This is a genomic window from Nitrosopumilaceae archaeon AB1(1) (assembly GCA_033471095.1).
Classification (GTDB): domain Archaea; phylum Thermoproteota; class Nitrososphaeria; order Nitrososphaerales; family Nitrosopumilaceae; genus Nitrosoabyssus; species Nitrosoabyssus spongiisocia.
The window spans coordinates 711,722-738,454 of the sequence record CP136752.1; the positions used below are offsets into that span (position 1 = coordinate 711,722).

At 36.1% G+C, this 26,733-nt stretch carries 27 protein-coding genes and 1 tRNA gene; 15 read left to right on the forward strand and 13 right to left on the reverse strand.

Features of this window, described 5'->3' with window-relative positions:
• The first annotated feature begins 66 nt into the window (after window positions 1-66).
• Window positions 67-393, forward strand: a complete 327-nt coding sequence (hisI, locus tag R1F52_04275; protein WOV93849.1) for a phosphoribosyl-AMP cyclohydrolase — start codon at window positions 67-69, stop codon at window positions 391-393.
• Here the strand turns inward: hisI and R1F52_04280 are convergent.
• Window positions 390-842, reverse strand: a complete 453-nt coding sequence (locus tag R1F52_04280; GenBank protein ID WOV93850.1) for a hypothetical protein — start codon at window positions 840-842, stop codon at window positions 390-392. The genes hisI and R1F52_04280 overlap by 4 nt on opposite strands.
• A gap of 202 nt (window positions 843-1,044) precedes the next feature.
• Here R1F52_04280 and R1F52_04285 point away from each other — a divergent pair, with 202 nt between their 5' ends.
• The 7 genes from R1F52_04285 (at window position 1,045) to R1F52_04315 (ending at window position 12,085) form a co-directional block, all read left to right on the forward strand.
• Window positions 1,045-2,253: a threonine synthase gene (locus R1F52_04285; GenBank protein ID WOV93851.1), complete on the forward strand. Its 1,209-nt coding sequence runs from the start codon at window positions 1,045-1,047 to the stop codon at window positions 2,251-2,253.
• Window positions 2,250-3,569, forward strand: a complete 1,320-nt coding sequence (locus R1F52_04290; GenBank protein WOV93852.1) for a ThiF family adenylyltransferase — start codon at window positions 2,250-2,252, stop codon at window positions 3,567-3,569. The genes R1F52_04285 and R1F52_04290 overlap by 4 nt, the downstream gene beginning before the upstream one ends.
• A gap of 416 nt (window positions 3,570-3,985) precedes the next feature.
• Window positions 3,986-6,187: a hypothetical protein gene (locus R1F52_04295; protein WOV93853.1), complete on the forward strand. Its 2,202-nt coding sequence runs from the start codon at window positions 3,986-3,988 to the stop codon at window positions 6,185-6,187.
• A 21-nt stretch (window positions 6,188-6,208) separates the two neighbouring features.
• The gene (locus R1F52_04300; protein WOV93854.1) at window positions 6,209-8,776 is read left to right on the forward strand and encodes a hypothetical protein; all 2,568 of its coding nucleotides are present in this window, start codon (window positions 6,209-6,211) and stop codon (window positions 8,774-8,776) included.
• A 98-nt stretch (window positions 8,777-8,874) separates the two neighbouring features.
• The gene (locus tag R1F52_04305) at window positions 8,875-9,825 is read left to right on the forward strand and encodes a methyl-accepting chemotaxis protein (GenBank protein ID WOV93855.1); all 951 of its coding nucleotides are present in this window, start codon (window positions 8,875-8,877) and stop codon (window positions 9,823-9,825) included.
• 96 nt (window positions 9,826-9,921) lie between these two features.
• Window positions 9,922-10,533: a twin-arginine translocation signal domain-containing protein gene (locus R1F52_04310; GenBank protein ID WOV93856.1), complete on the forward strand. Its 612-nt coding sequence runs from the start codon at window positions 9,922-9,924 to the stop codon at window positions 10,531-10,533.
• Complete coding sequence (locus R1F52_04315) at window positions 10,514-12,085, forward strand: cytochrome b N-terminal domain-containing protein (GenBank protein ID WOV93857.1); 1,572 nt, start codon at window positions 10,514-10,516, stop codon at window positions 12,083-12,085. Before R1F52_04310 ends, R1F52_04315 begins: the two co-directional genes overlap by 20 nt.
• A 69-nt stretch (window positions 12,086-12,154) precedes the next feature.
• Here R1F52_04315 and R1F52_04320 read toward each other — a convergent pair whose 3' ends face one another.
• From R1F52_04320 to R1F52_04335, 4 genes are all read right to left on the reverse strand, one after another.
• A complete protein-coding gene (locus R1F52_04320; GenBank protein ID WOV93858.1) occupies window positions 12,155-13,021 on the reverse strand; it encodes a CFI-box-CTERM domain-containing protein in 867 nt (288 codons plus the stop codon).
• A 134-nt stretch (window positions 13,022-13,155) separates the two neighbouring features.
• Entirely contained in the window at window positions 13,156-13,458 is a 303-nt protein-coding gene (locus R1F52_04325) for a hypothetical protein (protein WOV93859.1), read from the reverse strand.
• Entirely contained in the window at window positions 13,424-13,837 is a 414-nt protein-coding gene (locus R1F52_04330) for a hypothetical protein (protein ID WOV93860.1), read from the reverse strand. The genes R1F52_04325 and R1F52_04330 overlap by 35 nt, the downstream gene beginning before the upstream one ends.
• Window positions 13,838-13,889: 52 nt before the next feature.
• A complete protein-coding gene (locus tag R1F52_04335) occupies window positions 13,890-14,513 on the reverse strand; it encodes a matrixin family metalloprotease (protein WOV93861.1) in 624 nt (207 codons plus the stop codon).
• Window positions 14,514-14,681: 168 nt separating this feature from the next.
• Between R1F52_04335 and R1F52_04340 the strand changes: the two genes are divergently transcribed.
• Window positions 14,682-15,146, forward strand: a complete 465-nt coding sequence (locus R1F52_04340) for a plastocyanin/azurin family copper-binding protein (protein WOV93862.1) — start codon at window positions 14,682-14,684, stop codon at window positions 15,144-15,146.
• Here the strand turns inward: R1F52_04340 and R1F52_04345 are convergent.
• From R1F52_04345 to R1F52_04360, 4 genes are all read right to left on the reverse strand, one after another.
• Window positions 15,143-15,487, reverse strand: coding sequence for a hypothetical protein (locus R1F52_04345; GenBank protein ID WOV93863.1), 345 nt, complete (start codon window positions 15,485-15,487; stop codon window positions 15,143-15,145). The genes R1F52_04340 and R1F52_04345 overlap by 4 nt on opposite strands.
• Window positions 15,488-15,586: 99 nt before the next feature.
• Window positions 15,587-15,663, reverse strand: a tRNA-Arg gene (locus R1F52_04350).
• Window positions 15,664-15,694: 31 nt separating this feature from the next.
• Window positions 15,695-16,510 (reverse strand): DNA repair protein, encoded by an 816-nt coding sequence (locus R1F52_04355; protein WOV93864.1) that lies wholly within the window; start codon window positions 16,508-16,510, stop codon window positions 15,695-15,697.
• Window positions 16,507-17,757, reverse strand: a complete 1,251-nt coding sequence (locus R1F52_04360) for an MBL fold metallo-hydrolase RNA specificity domain-containing protein (protein WOV92360.1) — start codon at window positions 17,755-17,757, stop codon at window positions 16,507-16,509. The genes R1F52_04355 and R1F52_04360 overlap by 4 nt, the downstream gene beginning before the upstream one ends.
• 243 nt (window positions 17,758-18,000) lie before the next feature.
• On the opposite strand from R1F52_04360, the gene R1F52_04365 reads away from it, so the two are divergent.
• On the forward strand, window positions 18,001-18,144 hold the full coding sequence (locus tag R1F52_04365) for a hypothetical protein (protein ID WOV92361.1): 144 nt from the start codon (window positions 18,001-18,003) through the stop codon (window positions 18,142-18,144).
• 183 nt (window positions 18,145-18,327) lie between these two features.
• Window positions 18,328-18,630 (forward strand): 4Fe-4S binding protein, encoded by a 303-nt coding sequence (locus R1F52_04370; protein WOV92362.1) that lies wholly within the window; start codon window positions 18,328-18,330, stop codon window positions 18,628-18,630.
• Window positions 18,631-18,689: 59 nt separating this feature from the next.
• On the opposite strand, the gene tgtA is transcribed toward R1F52_04370, so the two are convergent.
• Window positions 18,690-20,192 carry a tRNA guanosine(15) transglycosylase TgtA gene (tgtA, locus tag R1F52_04375; protein ID WOV92363.1) on the reverse strand — a complete coding sequence of 501 codons (1,503 nt, stop codon included), beginning with the start codon at window positions 20,190-20,192 and terminating at the stop codon, window positions 18,690-18,692.
• Between the two features lie 30 nt (window positions 20,193-20,222).
• A complete protein-coding gene (locus tag R1F52_04380) occupies window positions 20,223-20,753 on the reverse strand; it encodes an AAA family ATPase (protein ID WOV92364.1) in 531 nt (176 codons plus the stop codon).
• A gap of 118 nt (window positions 20,754-20,871) precedes the next feature.
• Here R1F52_04380 and R1F52_04385 point away from each other — a divergent pair, with 118 nt between their 5' ends.
• Together R1F52_04385 and R1F52_04390 are read left to right on the forward strand one after the other, a co-directional pair.
• Window positions 20,872-21,567, forward strand: a complete 696-nt coding sequence (locus tag R1F52_04385) for a hypothetical protein (protein WOV92365.1) — start codon at window positions 20,872-20,874, stop codon at window positions 21,565-21,567.
• A 16-nt stretch (window positions 21,568-21,583) separates the two neighbouring features.
• The gene (locus tag R1F52_04390) at window positions 21,584-21,886 is read left to right on the forward strand and encodes a hypothetical protein (GenBank protein ID WOV92366.1); all 303 of its coding nucleotides are present in this window, start codon (window positions 21,584-21,586) and stop codon (window positions 21,884-21,886) included.
• On the opposite strand, the gene kae1 is transcribed toward R1F52_04390, so the two are convergent.
• Window positions 21,883-22,845 carry a KEOPS complex N(6)-L-threonylcarbamoyladenine synthase Kae1 gene (gene kae1, locus R1F52_04395; protein WOV93866.1) on the reverse strand — a complete coding sequence of 321 codons (963 nt, stop codon included), beginning with the start codon at window positions 22,843-22,845 and terminating at the stop codon, window positions 21,883-21,885. The two genes, R1F52_04390 and kae1, sit on opposite strands and share 4 nt — an antisense overlap.
• 9 nt (window positions 22,846-22,854) lie before the next feature.
• On the reverse strand, window positions 22,855-24,027 hold the full coding sequence (locus R1F52_04400) for a redox-regulated ATPase YchF (protein ID WOV92367.1): 1,173 nt from the start codon (window positions 24,025-24,027) through the stop codon (window positions 22,855-22,857).
• 213 nt (window positions 24,028-24,240) lie between these two features.
• Here R1F52_04400 and R1F52_04405 point away from each other — a divergent pair, with 213 nt between their 5' ends.
• Window positions 24,241-24,690 carry a hypothetical protein gene (locus R1F52_04405; protein ID WOV92368.1) on the forward strand — a complete coding sequence of 150 codons (450 nt, stop codon included), beginning with the start codon at window positions 24,241-24,243 and terminating at the stop codon, window positions 24,688-24,690.
• Window positions 24,691-25,306: 616 nt separating this feature from the next.
• The gene (locus R1F52_04410; protein WOV92369.1) at window positions 25,307-26,662 is read left to right on the forward strand and encodes a pentapeptide repeat-containing protein; all 1,356 of its coding nucleotides are present in this window, start codon (window positions 25,307-25,309) and stop codon (window positions 26,660-26,662) included.
• The last annotated feature ends 71 nt before the right edge of the window (window positions 26,663-26,733 follow it).

Sequence of the window (26,733 nt, forward strand, 5' to 3'; positions counted from 1 at the left end):
TTTCATGAATTGTAAATTTAATTATACATTCAAAACATTAAAACCTCATTATTCCATTATAACATCATGCAAAAAACACTTGACGATATTGATTTTACTAAACATGATGGTCTGATTCCAGTTGTAGTTCAAGATGCATCTACAAAACAAATCTTAACTTTAGCGTATGCAAATAAAGAATCTCTTGCCCTTACACAGAAAACTTCAAAGTCTTGGTTTTGGAGTCGTTCACGTAAGCAACTTTGGATGAAAGGTGAAGAATCTGGTAATACTCAAAAAGTTTTAGAGATTCTAGTTGACTGTGATTCTGATTCTGTGATTTATCTAGTGGAACCTTCCGGTCCTGCATGTCACACTGGTAAAGAACATTGTTTTCACAACAATCTTGTCTAACATTGTGTTTGGTATCTCTCTGATTCCCCAACTTCTAATTCATCAAGAACTTCAAATATTACCGGTTGTCTTGCATGTGTTCCATTAAAGTACACTGTCCAAATCCCTACAATATCCTCAACGCTACATATGTTGTTGTTTGACAAACTTATTCTAAAATATTGATTAAATGAATTCTTTACACTTCCATCATATGAAATAGTAGTGTATATTTCATTTTTTGGTGTTACAAATAAAAGATCCCCACTCTCTGTGTCCAGTATTCCCTTTACTGAAAAGAATATTAGATTACCGACTTTGTACTGTTCCTTTGTAAAGACTAGTGGTAGTGGTTCTGTATAATTTGAATCTCCTCTTTCTATGAATACTCCTGTTGCCACAATCAAAGCGGCTAACAATCCTACAAAGGCAATTCCCCCAGCTACTGCGCCAATAATCCCTCTCTTCATAACTGTATGACGACTTTGTGTATAATATTCCTATACGTTATTCTATGTGTGAATAGCAAAATATCTAATTTATCACTCTCTAATGTTTGCATATTTTCCGTATATCCATTCTATGACTTATCATACTTGTATATAGTAAAGTTTAATCTAACTAAACTATGGTTCAAAACCATTTATCAATGAATAATTAGGTGATGTTATCATGGCAGACAGCATAAATCTAATTTGTAGAGAATGTAAAAAAGAATATTCTCCTACCTTTCAGTATGTTTGTGACGAATGTTTTGGTCCACTAGATGTACATTATGATACAGTTGATGTTACTCGTGATACTTTCTCCAATAGAGAGCAGACATACTGGCGTTATCACGAGTTACTACCAATAATTGATAAATCAAATATCGTAAGTATTCATGCAGGCATGACGCCATTGGTAAAAGCAGAGAAACTTGGGAAGGAACTAGGTCTAAAAAATCTTTACATAAAGAATGACTCTGTAAATCCTACATTTTCATTTAAAGACAGACCCGCTGGCATCGCTGTCTCAAAGTCCAAAGAGTTTGGTCTCAAGGCAGTTGGATGTGCATCTACAGGTAATTTGGCATCTGCCACTGCTGCTCATGCTGCAAAGGCCGGTCTCCCATGTCATATCTTCGCTCCATCTGATATTGAACATGCTAAAATTGCTCAAGCTCTATCCTATGGTGGTAATTTTATAGCCGTAGATGGTACCTATGATGATGCAAATAGGATAGCGTCACGAGTTGGCGATAAAGAAGGCATAGGTATAGTGAATATCAACATGAGATCCTACTATGTGGAAGGCTCAAAGACTTTGGCATTTGAGGTAGCTGAACAATTGAACTGGAATGTGCCAGATTGTCTAATCATTCCTGTAGGTAGTGGAGTTATGCTAAATTCTATCTGTAAGGGATTTGAAGAGCTTCAGTCTGCATCTCTAATTAATGATGTATCTAATATGAAAATAGTGGCCGCTCAGCCTACCGGTTGTGCCCCTATTGTATCTGCTTTTAACAATGGTTCTGATTTAGTCACACCTGTGGCTAAACCTGATACTGTGGCTAAAAGTCTAGCAATAGGTGATCCTGGTGACGGTCGTTATGTCTTGAAACGTCTAAAACAGTATAATGGCCATGCTGATGAATCCAATAATCGTGAGATTTTAGAGAGTATACTACTTTTGGCAAAAACAGAGGGTATCTTTACTGAACCAGCAGGTGGTGTCTCTGTTGCAGTACTAAAAAAGATGGTAGAAGCAGACATGATATCATCTGATGAGTCTGTTGTGTGTTATGTCACTGGAAATGGCCTAAAATCTATAGAACCATTAATGGAGTTACTCCCAAAGCCACGTTTAGTACAAGCGGATACAGAGAGTGTTACAGTATGACCACACTAACTTTCACCATTCCATCAGTACTTAATCATGGTAAAGGTGAAAAAAAGCTAGATTTAGAGGCAGATAACATACTTGATGCCTTTGTGAAAGCGTGTGGTATCATGGGTGATGACTTTAAACGTCGTGTATTAGAGGCTAATGGTACTCCTCGTTCTCTGATTAATGTATACATTAATGGTAAAAATGCCGCCTTTTCAGGTGGTCTTGATGCAAAATTGTCTAGTGGTGATGACATCTATATCCTTCCTGCTGTAGCAGGTGGCTCTGATTTATCTAAAAGTGATCTTGATAGGTACTCTAGGCAAGTTATGTTGGAAGAGATTGGTTATGAAGGGCAACTAACCCTTGGTAAATCTCGTGTATGTGTTGTAGGTGTAGGTGGTCTTGGGCATCCAATAATAACTAGACTGGTATCAATGGGGGTAGGTACTGTACGAATAGTGGATCGTGACATAGTGGAGTTGTCTAATCTTCATAGACAGACTTTGTTTGACGAGTCTGATGTTGGTAAAGTAAAGGTGGAGGCAACTGCTAGTAAGTTGCAGGCTATGAATAGTAGTGTGAATCTAGAAGTGTTGCCAGTATCTGTAAATGATGGTACTGCCTTTGAAGTTATTCAAGGCTGTGATGTTGTAATTGATGCACTAGATAGTGTAAATGCTCGTTACTCTTTGAATAAAGCATGTGTGCAGTTGGGAATACCATTTGTGACCGGAGCTGCCGTCGGTGTATCTGGACAAGCTTTTACTATACTTCCGAAAAAATCTGCATGCTACTTTTGCCTCTTTCCAAGTCTTGATGAATCTAGCATGCCAACATGTAGTTTGGAAGGTGTTCATCCACCAATATTATCTATTGTCGGAGCTGTTGAAGTTGCCGAATGTGTCAAGATTTTACTTGGACAAAAACCATCCTTGTCTGATCGCATTTTACATATTGATCTGAACAATTTAGATTTTACATTTACAAAAACAATTCCAGTTTCCGAATGTCCAGTTTGTGGTAACGGGAAAAGTTTACAAAAAAAATCTTCTGACGAATTTATTTTAGAAGAATTATGTGGACGCAATGGTGGTAAACGAACTTTTTCAATTACTCCGCAGAAAATGTTTGATCTCGATTCTGATTCTATAATTGCACGCGCAAAAAATTTAGGATTCACAACAGAAAATCTTGGTGACTTGGGTTTATCACTTCGAAATAATTCTGTATCTGTAAATTTTTTAAAACGTGGTTCTGCAGTTACAGTTGGTTCTGAAAGTGAATCTGATGCTATCCTACTTTATAAAAAACTACTTGATAAATAACAAACATATTTTTTTATATAATTATACATCATTTGATATTTTCATCTTGTATTTTGTGATGTGAATATTATTTTTGAATCTGGAGATTAATTATATCAGATATTGTTTTAAAATATTCTATTTTTATTCCAAATCATCTTTGTACATTTTGAATCTTAAATATCTGGTATCTGATATTTTTGAAAATTACTGATTTATTACATGTGTTAGAATTGATATTATGATATCTCTGTCTTGAAATTAGTATGATGTTGTGATTCTTTTGATGAATTTATAATGATAAAAGAGAATAAGAGTTGGGCTTTGATGTTAGATCGGTTTTTATAGTAATGGGTATTTTCTGCCTAGAATTATTAATAATTGATCCACAGATTCATTATGTTTTTATATCATAATCTTGGTTTAATTATAATAACATGACAAACGAAATACAACGAAAATTAACTAGTCTTACATTAATGACTATAATGTTTGCGGGTGGATTGACCTTTGCTGCACCGAGCGTAATGCCATCAGCATATGCCGATCACACTCCAAACTTATATGTCTCCGCAGAAAATTCACAATTTGATAATACCTTTGCAGGTCCTCAAGTTGTAGAAGTGGTTGTTAACGATCCTAATCTTAGTGATACTGACAACTCTAAAGGTGAACCAACTGTTACTATTAATGGTAAAGACTTACGAATGGTTCAATCTACAGAAGGTGTTTGGTATGGATACTTTGCTAGTAAAGCTCATGCTGTAATAGCTGATGAAATTAGTACAGATACTGGTTTAGGTCTAGACTTTGGTGATATATGTACCAATGATGTAAATTTACTTGGAGGCACATTTGATTTCAGTGAAACTAATGGAGTCGCCACTAATTCTTGTTCTAATTCATCGGCAGTTAATAATATCAATGTCGTACGAGAAAGTAAAACACCAACATCTATCTTTAATACTGCGTTTACTACTGTTACTCTTGGTCAAATTGATATAAATAATGCCAAATCTTGGCCATTCATACAACTCTATGATCTTGCAATTGGATCTAGTGTCAGTGTACAATATCGTGGCGCAGGTGCTGTTCAAGAAGTGGTTTTAGACTTTGATACTGTAGAAGGCTTTGCTGGTCTATCTACTGATCGATCTAAATATCCCTTTGGAGCAGAAGTACATCTAACTGTCACTGATGTTATACTAAACATTGATCCAACAGACGAAGATTCGTGGACATTTGATATTACTAATGGTAATGTCTTTTATCAACGATTTGACGAAAACGGTAAATCATTATCAAATTCCACTGCTGATGACGTAAACCCTCGTCGTAGTAATTTGATGTTTGATACAAACGGTCAACTACGCATAGATCGTGATCACGAAGGTACAGGTGATGTGTTGGTATTCAACAACAATGCTGATAATAGTGGGATCTTTGGTTCTGCTGGTAATCAGTATATTACACTTGTAGAAACCGCAACAACCAGTGCCAAATTTGTGAGTTACGATGATAGTGATGATTCAAGCATAAACACCAATACTGCTGGTAGTGATGGTGCTCAAAGAGAAACAACTGCTACTATTGACTATAATGAATCACCACAATCAATACAAGTTGGTTCTGACTATGCAACTATCAGCATTGATGTTGATACTGCAATATGGTCAAGTGGTCAAGAAGTACCTGTAACATTAAAAGATCAAGATGAGAACAAAAACAGTAAATCTGATGAAGATTTAATTGTTAGTAGTAATACAGCTGGCACAATTCCTACACTTCAAATCGGAAATCCATTTACTTTGGGTTCTGGTGGAAATTCAATCACGGTGAATGGTGAAGATACTATTGTACAAACATTCAGTCAACGTGCTTGGATAAATTCAGTTACCGATGCTGCAAATACAGATGTAACAATTGTTGTTACGATGTCTCCAGCAGATGTATTGGATCTTATTCCACCAACTCTACAGAACTTGGATGATTATGACACCTATACTGGTTTCCGTGGATTCAATTTGGTTAACGTCGGTGCTAGTAGTATCTTTGGATCTAATCCAATCACTATTACACTAGGCGGTGTACAAATTGCATCCGGTGTGGATTCACAATCACTTTCATTAGTAAATATTACTAATATTGAGCGTGCTTCTATAACTGCATCTGATGCCACTACAACTACTATAGTTTTATCTGGTAATCACGTTGTTTTAGAATCAGGTATTGCATATCCAATTGTATTTGACCTATTCTCCTTTGGTATAACTGATGATGGTGAAGCACCTTCGGAACGAAGTGCAAACCAAATCATTAGAATTGAAGTCGAAGAAACAGATGATAATACAGCAATCTTTAAAGGTTCTTTGGAATATACAATGATTAATCAGTTGAATGTACTAGAAGCCAGTACTTATTCTGGCTTGAGCACAATCGCTGATGATCCTGGATTTATTGTCTTTGAAGATTATACAGACGAAGATTCTCCACGTGTAAACTATAACGACTTGGGTGCCGATGGTGTAGTAACACCAATCGGTGTTCAACAAGAGGCACCATCACACTCTGGTGTGGTCTCTTTTGATAGTGAAACCTACAAAGTTGCCGATACTGTAACTATAACATTAGAAGATTGAGATCTCAATGTCGATAGCGACTTGAGCGAGATTTATACTATTGTTAATGTTGCAGCTGACGCAGCTACAGAAACCGTAGGTAAAGCAGGTTTCCCATCATTTAATTCTGGCCCTCTAGGTAGATTATTGGATGTAACATTTGATGATCAAATCTGGGGAGCCGATGTTGATGGTAAAACTTGTGATGGTGCAGTATTCAACACTGGTCTATACGACACTGGATTTACTCTTGCAGAAACCGCTTCTGATAGTGGTGTCTTCAAAGGTAATTTCCAAGTACCTGATCAGTATTGTAAAAGAACTAGTAGCAGTGCAGCATATGCATCTGTTACTGGTACTGATATTGAAGTAAACTATGTTGACTATAGAGACGCATCTGGTGAAATTATTGAAGTTGGAGACGGAGCTGGAATACGTGCAAATACTGGTACGATCTCTCTAGATAGAACGGTTTATCCTGTTCCATTTGGAGATACTACAAACTTTGCAAATAGAACCAATACCGTTAGCCCACCATCAGTATTCGCAGTTCATAGTACAGCATTTAGTGGTACTGTTGATACAACCGAAGGTGAAACATTACCTGCAAATCATCTACAAGTTCACATACGTGTAAATGATCCAGATTATGACATCTCTGCTGCTGGTTCTGATCGAATCGCAACAAATACTGCTACAGCTTCTGAACAGCCTCATGGCCCAGTAAAGATCACTGTTTCTAGAGGTGGCGATTCTATCATTCTCGGTTATGCAGGTGGTGAAAACACAGTATCCGGTCTCATAGGTACTAACCTATCAGCTGTTCCAAGACTTGGTCCAATAAATGAAATATCACCAGACTCTGGTGTCTTCGAGTTAGATCTTGAAATACACTACTCTGATGGTCCTCAAAGTTCACAATGTCCACTCTCTGGAACATATAATCCACTAATGGGATCTCAAAGATTCCAAGATGAATCAGACAAGACTTACTGTATTCTACAAGGTGATATTATCACTGTAGAATATAGTGATCCTACTGATGCATCTGGTGAACTCAATACTGTAACAGACTCTGCAACTTTTGACCTACGAAATGGTGTACTACAAACAGACAAATCCGTCTATGTAATCGGTGGCGATATGCTTCTAATTCTTATCGAACCCGATCTAAACCTAGATTCTGATGCTACTGAAACAATCAATCTCGATCTTATCGAGTGGGATTCTGATGCATCAACTCTTACTATGGGTAATCTAGGCGGATCCGCTGGCGCATTCGACCCAGAACCTTCTGATCTACGAGAAACAGGTGACAACACTGGAATCTTCCAAGTTGTTATCGAAATTCCTCGTAAATTAAGTAATGATGAGCTTGAACGTGGCGAAAAGATTGATCTTGAGTATACTGATTATGGTCCATCTGGAGCAGATTACGTTGGTGATGAGGATGAGGATATAAACGCAGTTGTGTTTACCTCAAACTTTGGTGCTACTATAGAATTAGATCAAAGAGTCTATACATGGACTGATAAGGTCTATATCACTATTACAGCACCCGATCACAACTTTGACAACAACTTGATTGATGAAATTGGTGATGGTGTTGACGCAGATCCATTGAGAATATCTACTAGAAGTGCTAGTCTTACTGATTATAAATTAGTTGAGACTGGTACCAATACTGGTATCTTCTCTGGTGAAGTAATCCTTACTGGATTTTCATATGATGCAGACGGCGATGGTACAACTGGAACTAATGGTTTCGACACTACCCCTCTAACGGGTGGTGCTGGTCCAACCGGTGGAGTACTACCAACATCTGACGATGATGGTATAACCGTTTCATACGAATATACTGAGGATAACACTGTGATTGGAACTGCACTGATACGTTGGAACGTAGCCGAGGTAACTTGGTTAGAAACCAGCTATTCAGCTGCTGGTAGCGGTTTAGTCAGAGTCATTGACCCTGATTTGAACTTAAACCCTGAATCCATAGACAACTTTAACATTGATATTTGGTCTGATACTGACGCTGGCGGCGTAGATGTTACCGTGACTGAGACGAACGAAGCGACTGGTATATTCGAAGGTACTGTGTTCTTTACACTAACCGACGAATCATCTGGTCACAGAGTTCGTATCTCTGAAGGTGACACTGTAACTGCAAGATATTCAGACAATACTTTACCTGACCCATACAGCTCTGGAGACGACCTTGATGTTTACGCTACTACTCTAATAGGCACACTTACGCCTCCATTAGAGAGAGTTGGTGTTAACAACTTGGGAACAGTGGATGCCTTAGGCAATTCACTATCCAGTGTTAGTGTGAATCAGCAAGTACAGATTCAAGCATCTTTGACAAATAATCAAGACCGTTCACAATCATTTGCCTACTTGGTACAAATACAAGATGCAAATGGTGTAACTGTCGCATTGTCTTGGTTGAATGGTGAACTATCTGCATCACAGTCTCTAAATACCGCACAGTCTTGGATTCCGGCCTCTTCTGGAACATATACCGCACAGGTATTTGTTTGGGAAGGTGTTAGCAATCCAACTGCACTTGCACCCGCTACTGAGATTTCAATAACTGTAAGCTAGAACAAACTTTTTATTTTTTTTATTTTTTTTATTTTCACACCCTAGCGTTAGCTATAGATAATCACAAGACATTAACAATAGTGAATCTATGAATTATTGTGTATAAATTACTCATATCATTATTATTAATCCCATTTGCATATGCACAGGCAGAACTAACACTAGAAGTACAAAAAGAGATTTATACTGATGGTGAACATTTACTTGTGTATGGCAATTCCTTGAAAGAAGAGAGTCTCCTACTCAGACTAGTATCTCCAGATGGAACCATAGTCAAATTTGATCAAATTCAAGCAACACTTGAAGGTGAATATCTTCACGTTCTAGTATCCTGGCCTACCTCATCAATACAATTTCCTTATGGAACATATCTTGTAGAGGTGATCAGTACTACTAGACCTGGAATTGACAATTCTACCAATGTTCGATTCTCATCTGAAGAGACGTCATCAATTTCAGTTGTTAAACAAATCTCTACCACAGTCTTTGCTCCAGAGACAGCATCTGTGGAATCGAACATTAGAGTATTTGTACAAACTACTAGTGATGGACAATTACTTGGACATCGTCCAAACACATTACTGAAAACTTCACATGTACATCTACCTGATAACTCTCTAGTACCACTCATAGATTCTATAACTCTCTTACATGAGGGATTGTTCTATCTAGATTATACACCATCAACTACAGGAACATTTGTATTTCATTTCGTGACCTTTGATAAAGGAACAGTCTCACATGGCTCTGCGGCAACAACTGTTTTAAATCAAGACATAACAGACATCTCTAATCAAGTAAACAAACTGAATGTAATACTAGATGATACTTCTGTAGAGCTTGCAACATTACAGACTGAAATTCAAGGATTCAGTACCATACAAGATCATGTACAACGTACTATGGAGAGTACCGTCAATTCCATGACTACATCTGTTAGTAATATAGAGTCTGCATCTTTGCAGATAAACTCTTTATTATTCCCTATATCTGCACTCATTGCAATAATAATTGCTTTACAGATTGTTATACTAGCAAGAAGACGTTAACAATACCCAAAATATCTAGTATCTACATTGAATTTTAAAGAATAGATATTAGGATGATTGCAAGGTTTATATGAAATTTTACAAGATGAATGATACATGACAAATCAAGATGCCAAAAAGCATCAGGGTAATATGTCAAGGCGTGATTTTCTAAAATTAATGGGGGCTGCAGGTACAGCTTTGGCGTTTGCACCTTTTGTACCATGGGGTAATTTCCTTCCAAATCCTTCCTCTGCATCATTAGAGAGAGTTCCAGTAGAACTACCTGATGGAACACAGGCAAGTATTCACACGTTTCCATTAAATCACTCCGAGGTAATCACTTATCCTAGAACCGGTGATAGCGTGCTAGACGCAGAGGCTTTTAAAAAATGGCAATTTATACGACTTCCTGAAGAACTTGGTGGTGCAGCAAAGGACGTGTCCTCTTTTCGCGCCTATAGTATGATCTGTTTACATCTTTGGTGTTTATGGAAGTATTGGCCAGATGAGGGACGTAAGAGAGGTGAATGTCCATGTCATGGAAGTATGTATTCACCACTTACCGGTACAGCATTTGCAGGACCTGCATCTTTGCAAGCTGCCCCATCAAACACATTACCTCATCTAGAATTTGAAACTGATGATCAAGGATTAATTTGGATACAGCCTCCTACATGGGGTGTAAATAATAATGGAGTAGTTGGATATGGCCGTTTCGTTGAGTAGACGTACAGGAGCTGTAAGCTTTTTTTATTGGATATGGGATGGACTTGATCGAACAATATTTACTGCAATAAAATTCTCATTCCCAAGTAGGTTTGTTAGCCCATTTGGATTTTTGGGCATGTTGACATTTATCACATTCGTAATTTTAGGAATTTCTGGAGCATTATTGATGTTTTACTATCAACCCATACTAGATAGGGCGTGGGATAGTGTTGAGTTTATCAATAATGATGTGCCTTTTGGTTTTCATATACGTAATATTCATTATCATGGCTCAAACGCAATGGTACTATTAGCCCTTCTTCACATGTATTATCAATATTTTAGCGGCAGATATAAAATCAGAAATGAGATTCTATGGGTGACTGGTGTAATTTTAGGCACCGTCACTATTCTAGAGGCCTTTACTGGATATGATGTAATATTTAGTGAACGCGCAGAATTGGCAATTAGCATAGCTGCCTCTCTGACCAATTCCATACCTGTGGCAGGGCCGACCATACGTGATGCCATGTTTGGCAGTGGGTTCTCCGACTTTGTGTTACGATTCTATGCGCAACATGTGTTCATTTTACCACTAGTCATGTTGGGATTAATGGCTGTACACTTTCCACGATTCTTAGTATTTGACGTTCCTATGGTTATGGCAATATCTGGAGCAGTATTAATTACTGGTGGAGTGTTTCCGATAGATTTGGGTTTCAAATTTGAGCCTACTGTGCCGCCGGGAATTACAGTTCCTGAATGGTATCTAACGGCGCTGTATGCATTCTTAAGAACACAGTATGACAAGTTTGTAACCGGTGTATTGTGGCCGGGCCTATTCATTGGATCGTTACTATTAATTCCATTCATAGATAGATACAAGAAATTCTCCTGGAAAGATCGTCCCATCATTACGGCATTTGGAATTACTGGACTTGCGCAAATTATGGTTACCACCTATTGGGGATTTTACATTCCGTCTGATACTACAATCCCTCTTGTACAAAGATTAGTAATTGATCCAGTGTTCTTGTATACTGTAATGGTATTATTGGTACCTGTGGGATTTGGATTTAGCTATATGATGATAAAGATGGCCAAAGAGGCTGAGCGCAAAGCAAAATTGGCAAAGGACAAGGGTCCAAAGAAAGTTGCAAGCATTAATTTATCTGAAAAATGGATAAATTGGTTAATCGTTGCACTGTTGGCATTCCAAGTATTCCTCAATATAACTGCATACAATGCCTCTATCACTGGCATGAAGAACGTATCGCTCTTCTTTGCAGGACTAATCTTAATTGTATTTGCAGGAATGTTCCACATATACAGATATGGAATGAGTGAATCGAAAAAAATTCCACCTCCACCACCAGAGGTTGTAGCAATGCCAAAAATTACTGGACCATCTGCAGATCCTGCGTTACCTGATGATACAGCAGCACCTTCATCTGATGATGATGTCCCTGCTAAATCCTCTGATGGAAAAATTCCTACTCCAACCATTAACGCTGATGTAAAAGATGTACATGTGTCAAACACCGATATTCATGATACTACTCGTGTATAATTTTTCTTTTCAATCTATGTGGTCAATTAAAGATATGATGTATACGTGACCATAAACACATGGACGTGTTTAATTTGACATGTTGAAATTTTTCACTCTAGCGTATAATTTTGAAATAATTAGTATAGGTCCAACAATGTATAATGTTAGATTCAATATGATTACAATCATACCTAATATCATTACCTCAAGTTCTGAACCTAAATCTGCTAATGTAATTAGTGATAGGGTGGATAACATTGGGGTGATGAGTAATTTTATAATATCTGCAAATATTGGATTACCTCTTTCAAGGTCAGATATTACAGGTGAAAACGAATAATAGATTTGATTAAAACTCATCATGAATGTTGCACCTGATGTTGTAGATTGAAGAGTTGTATCTCTAATCTCACGCAAAAATTGCACTTGGGAGGCAAGCTCGGAGGAATATGTGGTGGTTGCAATTAGGCATCCTCCCATATCTGAAGACTTTACAATACATTGTCCATTTTCATATGTGGTTCCTTTTCCACAGATTGTATTTTGCCCTGCATTAGTATTCGATTCAATCTCAGGTTTATAGTCTAAATTAGATGTATCTTTAGAAGATAAATTAGTTTGAGAAGATTCATTATTAGATATTGATTCAGGCAAGAATTTTTTGTCAAAATTTGGTGATGTGGATAGATTATTCTCAGGTGTTATCGTGGGTATGGGTGAAGGGTTTGTAGGTGATGATTCTTTGTTTGAATCAACAGTGAATGTGGTCATTCCAATAATTTTATTTTTTACAGAAGCTAATATTTCATATTCTCCTTTTAAAGAATTTCTCTCTAGTATGATAAATGATTGAAAGGCTCCGGATTTTGTAACAGTTAGAATCTCACTATTAGTTGTTCCATCAGGATATGTAATTGTAAGGGTTATTTTGTCACCTCTTCGTGAATCATTCACCACACCAAAGACTTACAACATCAGTTTGTGATGTGGACAACACATAGTTTTGTTTATCAGTTGTAATCGTACCAATGTCTGTTTGTAAAGTTTGACTTGTAGGTTTTGCTATAATTTGTTGTCCTGTAGTTGAACTATGAACCCTGACCAGATTTGGTTAGTGTGAATGAAGTGACCATATATGCTATATCATCAATATAGTCATTAATTAGAAAAGTATCAATATCATTTAAAATGATCCAAACATCATTTCCAACACGTTCAAAATAAAGTATTGTTGTGATGTCATAGGTTTGCGATGATGTTGGAGTTATATTCTCTAGTGGTTGTATAAATAATTGTATTATCTGTATTTGAATTGTCAGAATGACAGTGAATCCATAGCATATAAAACCATTTTCTTCATAATTTACAGCAGCACAAAATTGTTTTTCCAAATTTAAAATCTCTTGTAATAATTGCTCGTCTGACAGAGATTGATAATTGAGTATCTTTATGATATAATATGTAAAAGGATGACGACCAATCATAATTATCATAGAATGATACCACATGTTGATCAATTTCTTCATCATCAATTACCCAATTTGTTGGATACTCTACAGTAAATCTCTGCTGTGGATCTGTGTATAGTGTAAAAGAGTCTATAATAGGTTGTGCATTATTTGATCCTGACTTTGGTGAGCTTTCTTGTGAGGGAAGTTTAGATTCAGAAGATATTTCTTGAAATTTAATAGTTATCTCTGTTAATGGATTTGTGAGCTTTGATGGCATTATGACTAGTAATCCTGCAGTATTTGGTATATTCTCACACAATCCTCCAAATTGAATATAACTGGTCGCGTAGCATTCTTGATCATCGTAACGATTAAATGATTTTCCATCTGCTGAAATTTTGAAATGACTGAACTGAAGGTACCACATACACATCAAAACCATAGGTTGGATCATCTGAGGATATTTGATAACTTATGCTAGAGATGTCTGAATAGATGCAGAACGGATAAAAGTGAACATAGTTTTCTGTAGTGGTATCAGTTTGTTCTACTAGACCATACTCTTTAGATAATGCTATTGGATACATTATATCATCAGGATTGTCACTATGTTCAAATCCTAGGATATGACCGATCTCATGTTTTAATATATTTGCAACATAATCGGATGAATAGGGTGTCCATTTTTCAATACAGTTACTATCACCTAGACCAACTTCTACAAATTCTGATCCAAATGCATAACCTACGTGTTCGCCACCAAATTCTTTTACCCATTGAACGGCAAAATTTGCACCTCTGTGATTGTCAACTGCGTAGAATTTTAATCCAGGTATACGTTCTTCCCAAAATTTTGTAGATTTGTATAAAACATCACTAGCATGATCTGCATATTCTGGTAATTCCTCTACATAGATGTAAAGATTTTCTGCGTGTGCTTGAGAAATTGTAACAATTCCAAGTATTGATATGAATAAATAGATAATAATTTTCAAGATTATAGTTTTGTTAACATTATGAGTTATTAATGATGATATTCAATTATATCATTCTATGATAAGTTTGGATGAGGAATGTGTGGATTATATATTTTAAATCACTCAAATTTTGAGCAGTGTATCTCAAACAAGCTTTAATTAACCTAAGTAGAATGATGAATCATTATGAGTACAACAACTACTGGTAATGCTTATGGAATTGGAACAATAGCTGTTATTATTGGAATATCTGCAAGTGTAATATTCTATCAAATGTATTATCTTCCAGAATCATTGGCAAAACCATCTGTTGATGAACATATTTTGCACCCTATTCGTGAAACAGTTATCAAAATAATAGAGGGCTCTAGTAGTGCTGAGCAGACTGATAATTATATTCCAAAATTGGTAAATATCCAACTCGGCGTTGATAATATCGTCAAATGGGAAAATGTTGATTCAACAGGGCATACTGTAACCCCTGATCATAGGGCTACGGATAGTTACAGTGGGGACTTTGGCTCAGCTGGTATCATAAAACCCGGTGACACATTCGAGTTTGTATTTACCGGAGAGGCAGAGATAGAATATCACTGTGATCCTCATCCTTGGATGACAGGAAAATTAATCATAACAAAGCAAAGATTCTAAGATTCTATCTTGATGAATGCAATATCACTCTCAATCTCTTTGTGTTGCTCAATTATTGATGCACGAAATTTTATCTCTTGAGACTCTTTAATGATATACCCCAAACTAGTCTCAACTCGTACTATACCGTCAATATCTTTTGCAGGTATGAATAAACGTGAAACATTTTGATTAATTATTTTATCATTGTATGATTTGAATATGATTAATTCATTACTATCTAATATCTGCACGTTTACAACAACGCTATCAAATGTCCCCGTATATGAAACTGTTATGATACATTTAATGGATTTAGCAGTACTGTCTTTATCAATTTTAACTTTGATGTTTTTTACCATACCATTCAACTATATATCGTTATAATATATTATTTTGATTTTTCTATACCATGGTATCATTCTGCAAATATGATTCATCATATTTTTGTATTTAATTCAGCGGGTCCAGAGGGCTTCGATCCCTCGACCATTGGATTAGAAGTCCAACACTCTATCCATGCTGAGCTATGGGCCCGTTGAAATTCAAATATCCTAACGTTTTAACGTTTAGAGCCATTTTCTATTCTGCTGATCCCTCTCTAATTTGAATAAATATTGTTGCGCATAACCACAATAGATTCCAAAATATTTCACAATCATATCATGATAATTCATATATCTTGTAGTGGTAAGTGATGATTCAGATAGACTAATTTTTTTTGAATAATATTTATTCAATATCTGCATAGTCCATCTGTCAATTGGGAATGCATCCAATTTATCTAGTGAGAACAACATGACACAGTCTGCCACTTTACATCCAACTCCGTCTATACTGATTAGTGCGTCTTGTGTAATTTTATAATTAGACTTTGCAAGAGACTTGAAATTAATTCTATTCGTTGCTATATCCTGAGCAGCTGATTTCACAAATGGAGCACGATACCCAAGACCGCATTTTAGTAGTTCTGATTCTGTAGCATCTGCAAGTATGTCTGCCTGAGGGAATAGATGGAATCTCTCATTTTTGTACGTATCTACTTTGCCAAATGTCTTGCAAAGATTTTGTAGCGTATGACGTATTCGTGGTATATTGGAATTACTAGATGTGATAAATGAAATTAAACACTGAAATGGATCTTGCCGTAGTAGGGATAATCCAGGATACGCATTCACTGCCTTGAGCACTCTGACATCTTTGGATATGTCTTTAATTATTCTTGATGTATTGTCATCTTTTCTGAAAAATTTAAAATGCTTTTTTGTTATTTTCGTAGATGTTATAATGATTTGATTTCCATTAATACCATACCATGCAGAACCTCTCTTTTCCCATAAAAAAACTTGGCCACTATTAATGGTATGATTCAAATCAATATTCATACAGAGATCGTTTGGCCAATTCGTGGTGCACTTGTCTGCAGACCGAATTTTTCTTTGATCTCATCGGCAAATGATATACATGAATCATTATCCCCGTGAACTACAAAGACACGTGGATTCCCTTTAATCTGTTTAATCATCTCAAATAATTCCTTACGATCGGAGTGCCCTGAAAACTGAAATTGTTTAACTTCTGCTTTCACATTCATGTCATGTCCACGAGTACTTACGACTCCTTCCTCTAGTAATTTTTTACCCGGTGTTCCCTCTCCCTGGTATGATACCAATGCTATTCCGTTTTTCTGATCAAATGCTAATTGTTGTAAATAATATACAGCGTTTCCACCGACCAACATACCGGCCGGTGACACTACAACACAGGGCTCTTTCATCATATTCTCTCTTTGGTCGTGACTCGTAACAGCTATGGCCTGCTTTATCGCTTTATTGAATACGTCCGGCTCCCTTAGATACTCTGGATGCTCCATCATTATTTTATTCACCTTTAATGCCATTCCGTCCATTATTACGCGGTGCTTGAAATTACTGCTTTTTAACACGCATGCTATCTCTTGGGCACGTTCCACCGAAAATGATGGCACAAATAGTATCCCTTTACGCTCCATAACCTCATTTGCAAACTCTACTAGATTATTTTCTGACTGTACCCTTGGGGACTGCTCAGTTTGTGAGTATGTGCTCTCTGTTATGAGAACGTCAATCTCTCCGATATCCATATCCATCTTGCGCAAAATTCTAGAGCCACCAAGATGAACATCACCGGTATAAAACAAACTCTTTCCTTCTGTTTGTATCTTTACAGTGCTACCGCCAATTACATGTCCTGATTCAAATAATTCCAATGATGCTTCACCAATTTTGATCTTTTCTCTATAGTGTGTGTCTTTCCAATTATTCATCATATGCTCTACCTCTGGTGCATCAAATGCATGAGCACTACAATCAATTTTTAACATATCTTCAATGAGTAGTTTGCTTAGTTGAATGGTCGGTGATGTTGCATAGACATTTGTATTACCACTAACAAATAGAGATGGTACATATCCGGAATGATCAAGATGAGCATGTGTAATTACAATACCTCCAATATCTTTTGGTCTTACATGTTGTGGATATTTTGGAGGGTTACCTCGTCGTCCAAACATGACCCCATAGTCTAATAATATGTTGGTGTCCTTGCATCCAATTAAAAATCCAGAGCGTCCAACCTCACGGGATGCGCCCAAAGTAGATATCTTCAATAATTATGGCTAAAATCATCGTATCATAAACATATCGTATCGTGCTTTTCTAATTTAATTACACATTACACTTGTATAATTTGATGAACCTCTCTTCTCATTAATCATCTGTGTGAAATGACTAATATTGGCATTTTCTCATAATGTTAACCATTCGTCAAGCATGTTCATAGTCTATAATCGTGGAATTTCAAAAGCTTTAATTAGTGTAAGCTTATTGAAGTAATTATGGGAAGATCCTATGACGAATGGATTAAGCAACAAGACTCCGCTCTAGTTGCCAAAGTCCGTGCTAAAGACGAATCAAACAAACCACTCTTAAACCAGATCAACTGGATTTGGGTTCAGAATTTAATGAATAAAAAAGTCTGACCTAAACCCCTCCTCAGCAGAGCTGTTGGATTGGGTAACTAGTGGCCAAATTGATGCTATGAGAAAATAAACGTTTTCTACGTTTTCTGTTTTTTTAATTTACATTTTGCACACGTTGCCAAACATATAACCTCGTTATGAATTTAGATGATAGTTTAAATAGGCTATACACGTAGTGACTATATGCCAATAGCAATACTTCCAGATGTGGATGAGCAGAGATGTATCGGATGTGCACTATGTGTAGAAATCTGTACAACTCTTGGCCCCGACGTACTCCGTGTAAAACCCGTAGAGGGATGGAAAAGAGGTAAAGCATTCGTATTTTACCCAGAACGTTGTATATCAGACGGTGCATGCATTGGTGTCTGTCCAACAAAATCAATCTTTTGGATGAGACCAATGAACTATACCGCTGGACAACCTGTTCCACTACACAAAAACGGTGTATTTATCAAGGGCTGGGCCGAAGACGCCGCTCTATAATTAGTCTTTATTACTTTCTTTCTTTTTTAATTCTCTAGACATAATCTATGCGCATAGAATTATAGTATATTAATCTCTAAATCTTTAAACTCTTTTGTGAAATGTTTGATGAATTGATCATCAGGTATGTGGATTGTATCAAAATTATTCATCTCAAAAAAGTTTTCCCACGATTCTGCAAATGTGGGAAACTCTAATGGATTGAACGGTCCGCTTGTAGTTACATTATGTGCTGCAGGGTAAAAGTCTGACAACTCTAATGGTATTACACCAAGAAATGGATTATACTGACAAAATTGTATCTGGTCTGGATTCGATAAAGTAGTGAATAATTTAGTATACTCTGCAGAGCTGTACACCGGTTTTATGCTAGTGTCACCCATGAATGCTACCTGGTTTTTTTCTGTTTTAAATTTAGATACTATTTCTCTAAACGTATGTGCCTCCGGTCTATACTGATCTTCTCTTGCAAAAAAGAATACAGCTTTGGACTTGAATTTTGGTGTGGCCTTTGCTAGATATTCTGTATTGCTTGTAAATACGGGAATTGATTCAAACAACTTTGGATGTGCTCGAGCTTTTTCNATGACATACTCCCACAATCTTCCCTCATGTATTGCCTGCTTTGCCCTGTCAACTTCTAATTTTATGGCGTATAGATTATGTAAAGCGATACTACTAATTCTGTCCTCCTCTGACATGTCTAATATTTCCCTAGGTGTATGATTTGAGCACACCTGGCAACTGCACCCAAAGTATTCAATCTCTGAAATTAATTTTGTAGCGTCCTCTGTGATGTACCTTCCGTATCTAGCATACAGAACATACGATGCAGAATCGAATGTATCGCATCCTAGTGATATGGCTAAAGGAATGGTAAGTGGATGACCTGCACCGAATAGATGTAATGGAATGGACGCAGGTATATTTTTCTTTACTGATAGAATCATCTTTGCAAGTAGATTATACCTGTACGATTCCATAAATTCTACAGGGCTTCCCAACGCTAAAATGTCGTAACCATACTCTACCAACTCTTTTGATGATTTTATCACCAACTCTTCATGCTCGCCTCCTTGGATTGGTCCCATCCACATCTGCCCGTTGTCTTTTCTATTCTGTATCGTTCTCTTTGAGACGTCAAGTGTGTGATTTACATACTCATCTGCCTTTTCATACTGCAGACCAAATCCTGTGGGTTTGTCAAGTGGAATTGGTATATCTGACAGAATACCAGTCTCGAATTTTGCCATTGCATCTGGGGTGACATCCACATCTCCATACTCTAATACCTGATATCCGCCAGAGTCTGTCATTACACTACCATCAAATCCTATGATATCGTGTATGCCACGTTTAATCGCCTCATCACCATAATGTTTCATGGTGATATACGCATTAGTAATTACCATCTCAAAACCCATCTTCTTGAAAGTATCAGTTGGGATTGTCTGCTTGTAGGGATGAATTACAGGTACAAACGCCGGTGTCTCGACTATTCCGTGATTGGTATGCAATATCCCAATGCGTCCTGCCAGGTCTGTCTTTTTTATCTCAAACAATGATATATCGTAATTTACATGTAATAATAATTAATATTTGAAAAATTCCTGTAAATCTCCCTTTTGCTTGATCATTTCCAGCCAGTCTACATCACAGGGTATCTCTTTGCCATCTAGTAGATTGATTATCATCGTAGCTGTATCATCTGCTGTTATCTTTGTGGTATCTATCTGAGATGTCTTTACATTAGAGATTTGCGTCACATCACTAGTAATGGTACCGAGTATCTCGCTACCTAAATTTGCAAGAGTCTTCTGCTCTGTGTATCCTCTACTCTGATAAATCTCTCTTAAATCATAGGGGTTGCGTCGTAGTATGATGATGTGTGTGATGTCTAAATTATTAATGACATACGGTAAAAGGTGCCCTACCAGAATCATATTATTTACAACTTTTTCCTCTACCATTCTTCCCAGTGTATCAGTATCCACATTATCTGCATCCAGATTCGATTCCAAAACTAGTTTTGTTAAATCTAAGATGGAATGGTCTAATCGCTTTGATATGAGATTCGTGACGGTGTGTTTCCCAACCCCTGGCGTGCCTGTGATTCCTATCAATAAATTATTATTATTAATATATCATAAATTGCTTCTGTAATGATTAATGAATAATAACGTTTCATCATATCTTGTTTAATTATATGATTAATCATACTTTGTATAATGGTGAAAATTTTTGTCTGATGTATGTTGTGAATTGCATCAATTATTGGACAAATTACCAATGGTTCACTATCCCACAAATCGTTATAGCATGCCTAATAGCGGAATATACTTTTTTTATGAAAAAGGAGAATTGTGGGGTCATGGAAAGTCAAAGTTGAGAATAGTCAGAGTTGGCACTCACTATAAAACAAACTTTGCCTCCAAGATGAATGATCACTATGTAGAAAAAATAAAGATATTCAAAAATAAAGCAGCTCCGAAAGACAGAAGTATATTTAGAAAAAATCTTGGTAGAGCTATAATTATTAATGAAAAGATTAATTATCTGAATACTTGGAATGTATCGTTTGCCTCGAAAATTAATCAGAATATTCATAACTCCATACGTAATGTATCTTTGGAGAAAAGAATAGAGGAGCAGATAGGCGATATGTTGAAAAGAAATTTTTCGTTTAGATTTATTATTCATGATGATAAGAAACTAGAGCGCGATTACATGGGGCTAGAGTCAAAATTGATTGGAACACTGGCACAGTGCAAAGAATGCACACCCTCAAAGCATTGGCTTGGGAATCACTCCCCAATCAAATCAATTAGAGAATCTGGATTGTGGCAGAGCCAGTACATCACTCATCATACACTGACCAGTCTAGATATCAAGAGATTAAAACGACACATTACCAGTACTATAGATTTTTTTAGATGATGAATTTATGACAACCATGGATGAAAAACGTATACTACAAGAAGACTGCTCAGAGGATACACTGGGTTCGGGCATCTTGACTCTGACCAGTCAAAGAATTGCGTTTGATAAAACACGGGGGAGAATTGCAGACTTTAGCAAGAAATTCGGTGATACTATACTTGACGTCTCCCTGGATGATATTGATAGTGTGTGGAAAGAGGGTTGGCTGATGAAAAAAGTATGCATACGTGTGAAATCAGATGAAAACAAGACGTACAAGTTTGGTGTGTTTAGTAATCGTAAATGGCTGAAAACAATACAAAAGGCATTACCCTAGTAGGATATTTTTACCGTATCTAATCTCCATGATTGTCTGACAAATGTATCTTGTATTCTACTCCCCTTGTCATTTTTTGCTTGTTGAAGCGCAGTACATGCAATTTGTGAGCCGCAATCCCCAGCATACTGTGGCGGAGCTGCATAAAATTTACACTTGTATCTTTTGGATATTATTCCAAACATCTCTACTAGTCTTTTATTCGCTACCACTCCTCCGACGATTAGTATCTCTTTTTTAGCAGTTAGAGCTATAGCTCGCTCTACCACTTCGCAGATCATGGCAAACGCTGTCTCTTGAAGTGAGAAACAGGCAGCTTCTCTTCCCTGAGGTGTAATCTTTTTTGTGGCAGATAGTAATCCGGAAAATGATACATCATTTCCGTGTATGGTATAGGGGAGAGGAATGTATGTGGAGCTTTTCTGTGCCAATTGTTCAATTTGTGGGCCGCACGGTGATGCAAAGCCCAGACTTCTGCCGAACTGATCTAACAATTGTCCCAAAGTAATGTCTAGTGTTTCACCGAATATTCTCCAATGATTCATTACAAAGGCAAGTATCATGGTATGACCCCCCGATACGAGTAAAATTAGTGGGTCTTTAGCGCCTGTCAGCATTTTACCCAGTTCAATATGTCCAATGGCATGATTAATGGGATAGATTGGTATATCGTGATGTATGGATAATGATCTTGCAACAACTGCTCCTACTCTAAGGCAGGGTCCTAAACCGGGACCTGCAGCGTATGAAATCAAATCTAAATCCTTGACTGTTAATCCTGATTGTTTAAAGCACTGTGATAATACATTCGTTGCATGATTAATGTGGTGTCTTGACGCTTCCCGTGGATGAATGCCACTTCCTTTCTTTGGTCGGTATATCTTTCTGACGTCTGCGAGAATTTCTTTATCATTAATTATGGCACAAGAAAATGTATGTGCGGTACTCTCTATTCCCAGACAGAATCATTATCCTCTACTCTTTGTCGATACAATCTTGATAATATCTAAATCTTGTAGTGTGTAATCTGCACCTACTCGTTGTCCTGTCTTTATGTTAATTCCGTGCAAAAATCCACTTCCTATATCTTGATGAATGGTAAATGCCAAATCCTTTGCCGTGGAGCCAGTTGTTAGTAATCTTGCATCCGGTAGTATGACCCCGTCTTTGTTTGATAATTTTTTCTCATCCTCTACCGGGTATACCGTTATTCTCTTTAATTTTTTAAATACAGCTATATTCAGTATATTTTGAATTCCAGTACCGTTGAATTTATTCAATACCTCTTTTGCCATGTTTAATGCGTTTTTTTGTGCATCAGATATCTCTGATGTTATAACAAATGATAATCCCCCTAGTGTGTAATTGATTAATTTTGCACTTGTCGCCTTTGAGAGTAATAGTTCAGTCTCTGCACTACACGGATTAGCATCAAGTTTCTTTGGGATTGTATCTGCGTATAGATCCGCCTTGTTTGCAGCGTTAATTATTGGTTTGATTCTTTTTCGCAGTGCCGTGACGAATGATTCTCTTTCGTCCTCACTCCACTCAGCTGGTTTGCGTCCTGCAAGATTTGTGTCCTGCAAAGTAGATTGTACATCAAAATCTTGTGCGCCAAGTCCGCTGAAGCGTTTTGTAATTCCCTCTATTAGGCTAATCTTTTTCTGCCCTACCTCTTTGATTAGTCTAGACCATTCACGATCTAGAATGTTTAGAAACCATTTGTCAAATTCTTGCTCTACGAATGTTATGTCCTCTTTTGGATCGTGTGATCCTAGAGTTGTTGGTTGTCCTTGGATATCAGTAGAGCCGGATCCGTCTATTACGTGTATTAGAATATCTGCCTGCCGTGCATCATCTAGAAATTGATTTCCCAATCCCTTTCCTTCATGCGCTCCTGGGACTAGTCCGGCGATATCAATAATCTTTACTGGTATGTAGCGTGTACCGTTTTTGCATGCAGGTATATCATGAGATAGATTCATCTCTTTGCATACACATTTTGTAGTTACATGTGTCACCCCTACATTGGGTTTTATGGTGGTAAATGGAAAGTTGCCAATCTGCACGCTAGTGTTTGTTGCTGCTGAGAAGAATGTGGATTTGCCAACGTTTGCTTTTCCTAATAGTCCAATCTGCATGATTTATGGTGTAAATGTATTGTATTTTTGTATTTTTAAATATCGTATTGTCAAGTTAGAGGGACTTGTAGATAATGTCAAGTTATCGATAAGTAAGTATAACATTCCTGATATAATCGGATAAATCATGATTCTCTTGTGATCAGAACTATGCTGATAAACTCTTAATTTAATATGTTATATAGTGAGCATGAAATGTATGATATGTATGATATGACTGGTGAAATTTTATTATCCATCATAACTATTCTAGTTCTGATCGGTACAGTCCTTGTACATGCACATTACAGTAATAAATTGGTTAAGCGCATAGATGATGAAAAAGTTCATAATGCAATTCCTTATCTTTCATTTAGAACTAACTTCGTAAAAAATGATTGTCAACGGGATTCATATATAGTAAATTTAATAATTCAGAATCATGGCGGTCTAGCAAAAAATATAGATATAGAATTATGTTCAGACAAACTTACATTTAAAACAAAAAACATTAAAATCTCATATTTAAAATCCAGTAAAGATTACACCTATTGCCCTTTTCAAGGAACTTGGAACGATAATAATGAAAATCATGATTCTAATATGGCTATTATTTTTTCATACGAGGATATTTATAAAAAAGAATATCATTATGCTGTTACAATTAAATACGCACCAATATGATTTTATCAACTTTAAAACTAAATCAAATTATCAATTATTCATATTTGGTTTATACTAGAATTCTGCGCTAATATTTTCTATCGGTTCTTACCATCAGTGACAATCCCTGAAACTTCTGATGGTTTATTCTCAAGTATAAATCACATATTTAATAAAAATAATTTATTATATACTATAAATTAATTAAAGAGGTTCTCACCACCATACACTATGACATACAAACAAGTTGATCTAATTCACAGACAAAGATATAATAAATCGGTTAAGCCTTGTTGGATAGCAGATGTTCTTAGAAAATATGGAAAAACTACACGTAAAGCGCCAAATCGAATAGATATAGAACCGACAAACCCATGTCCTGATTGTTATTTTTCTAATGTTGAAAAAATTCTTAGAGAATTATGTATGATTTGAAACTGAGTAGTTTTAATGAAATTCTCTATTTATGAATAAGTCCCGATAACTTGACAATACCTGATGTCACTCTTCGTTCTTTAGTTTGGATTAGACCTGAATGACCACACAAGAAAAGTGGTAACGGGTTACTATGAGAGAATTTTCAATTTATATAATATGAGAGAATGATTAAGGTAAATTATGAGCAGAGATGGGAAATGTGAATACGAAATCGAATATTCGATTATGTCAAACGGCAGAATATAAAACGTATGAATGCAATAGGAAGTGCCTAGACGATGGAAATTTTTGTTTATTTCATCATAAGAATTTCAAATTAAATGAAGATAGAATTAGGGAAGAATTTGAAAAAGAGTTAGATCAAGTAATCATCTTAGGTGGAACACTTGAATTTATTGGATGTAAGATTCCATCTATTACTCTACGTGAAAAGGAATATGATAACATATCCATATTTTTTAATTTTGCAGAATTTCGAGGTAGTGTCAAATTCATTGATGTAAAGTTTAAAGCAATGGATTTTTCCCATGCTAGATTTTCTGAAGGTATGTATGGTAAGAAACTTGATGTTGCAAATAGCTTTCGTTTTAACAATGTTAAATGTAAAGATGAGATATCAGAACTTAAATTTGAAAATTGTAGTTTATCAGAAAATGATTTTATCGGTGGGAATTTTAAATCACTTAAATTTATAGATTGTGAATTAAAGAATACAAATTTTCAAGCAACACAATTTGTCGAATTGCGTGTACAAAATTGCACATTTGTAGGTAAAACAAATTTTTCTGAATGTGTGTTTTCAACAATTGCAGAATTTAGAAATGCTGATTTCAAAGAACAACATCTCATTAACTTTGGAGAAGATTTATCAAAAGTTTCTTTTGTGGATACGGATATTACACGGATAAAATTTAATGAATTTACATCGTGGGATGAAAATCATGGTTATACAATATTTGATGAAAGAAAATTTTTTGCTGATCCTGATAAACATAAATTATCTGTAGCTCTTACGGTTTATAGAAATCTTCGAGAAAATTATGAATTTCGGCTTATGTATGAGGAGGCTGGGAAATTTTTTATAGGAGAGATGAATTTGAGAAGAAAATATATTGGATATATCAAAAATGATGACAATACAAAGTATAGAAGACGGCATGGATGTGTAATATTATCAAAATGTTATAGTATACTAGCAAAGTCTAGAAGACGTCATGGATATGTAATATTATCAAAATGTTATAGTATACTAGCAAATTATGGTGAGAGTCTACACAGAATTTTCTTATGGACACTTGGAATATCTGTTTTAACTATAATTTTCTTTTATATAGAATTAGACAGCTGTATGATAGATGAAATGATGTCAGGGAACGCAAATGTGGTATTTGATTCTAATAAATTATTTATGGCGTTGAACAGGTATTTTGCATTGTTTTCTTATACCAATGAATTTAATCTGACCGATCATTTCTTTCGCCTTTTATTAATACCTATTTTAGGAATTTGGTTTATTACATTACGAAGAAAATTTGAAAGAAGATTTAGGCACTAGATTCGATTGTTTAAATATATATGGTGATTATCAGATAACGTGAACAGGTAAACATCGACGCAGTTTTGATT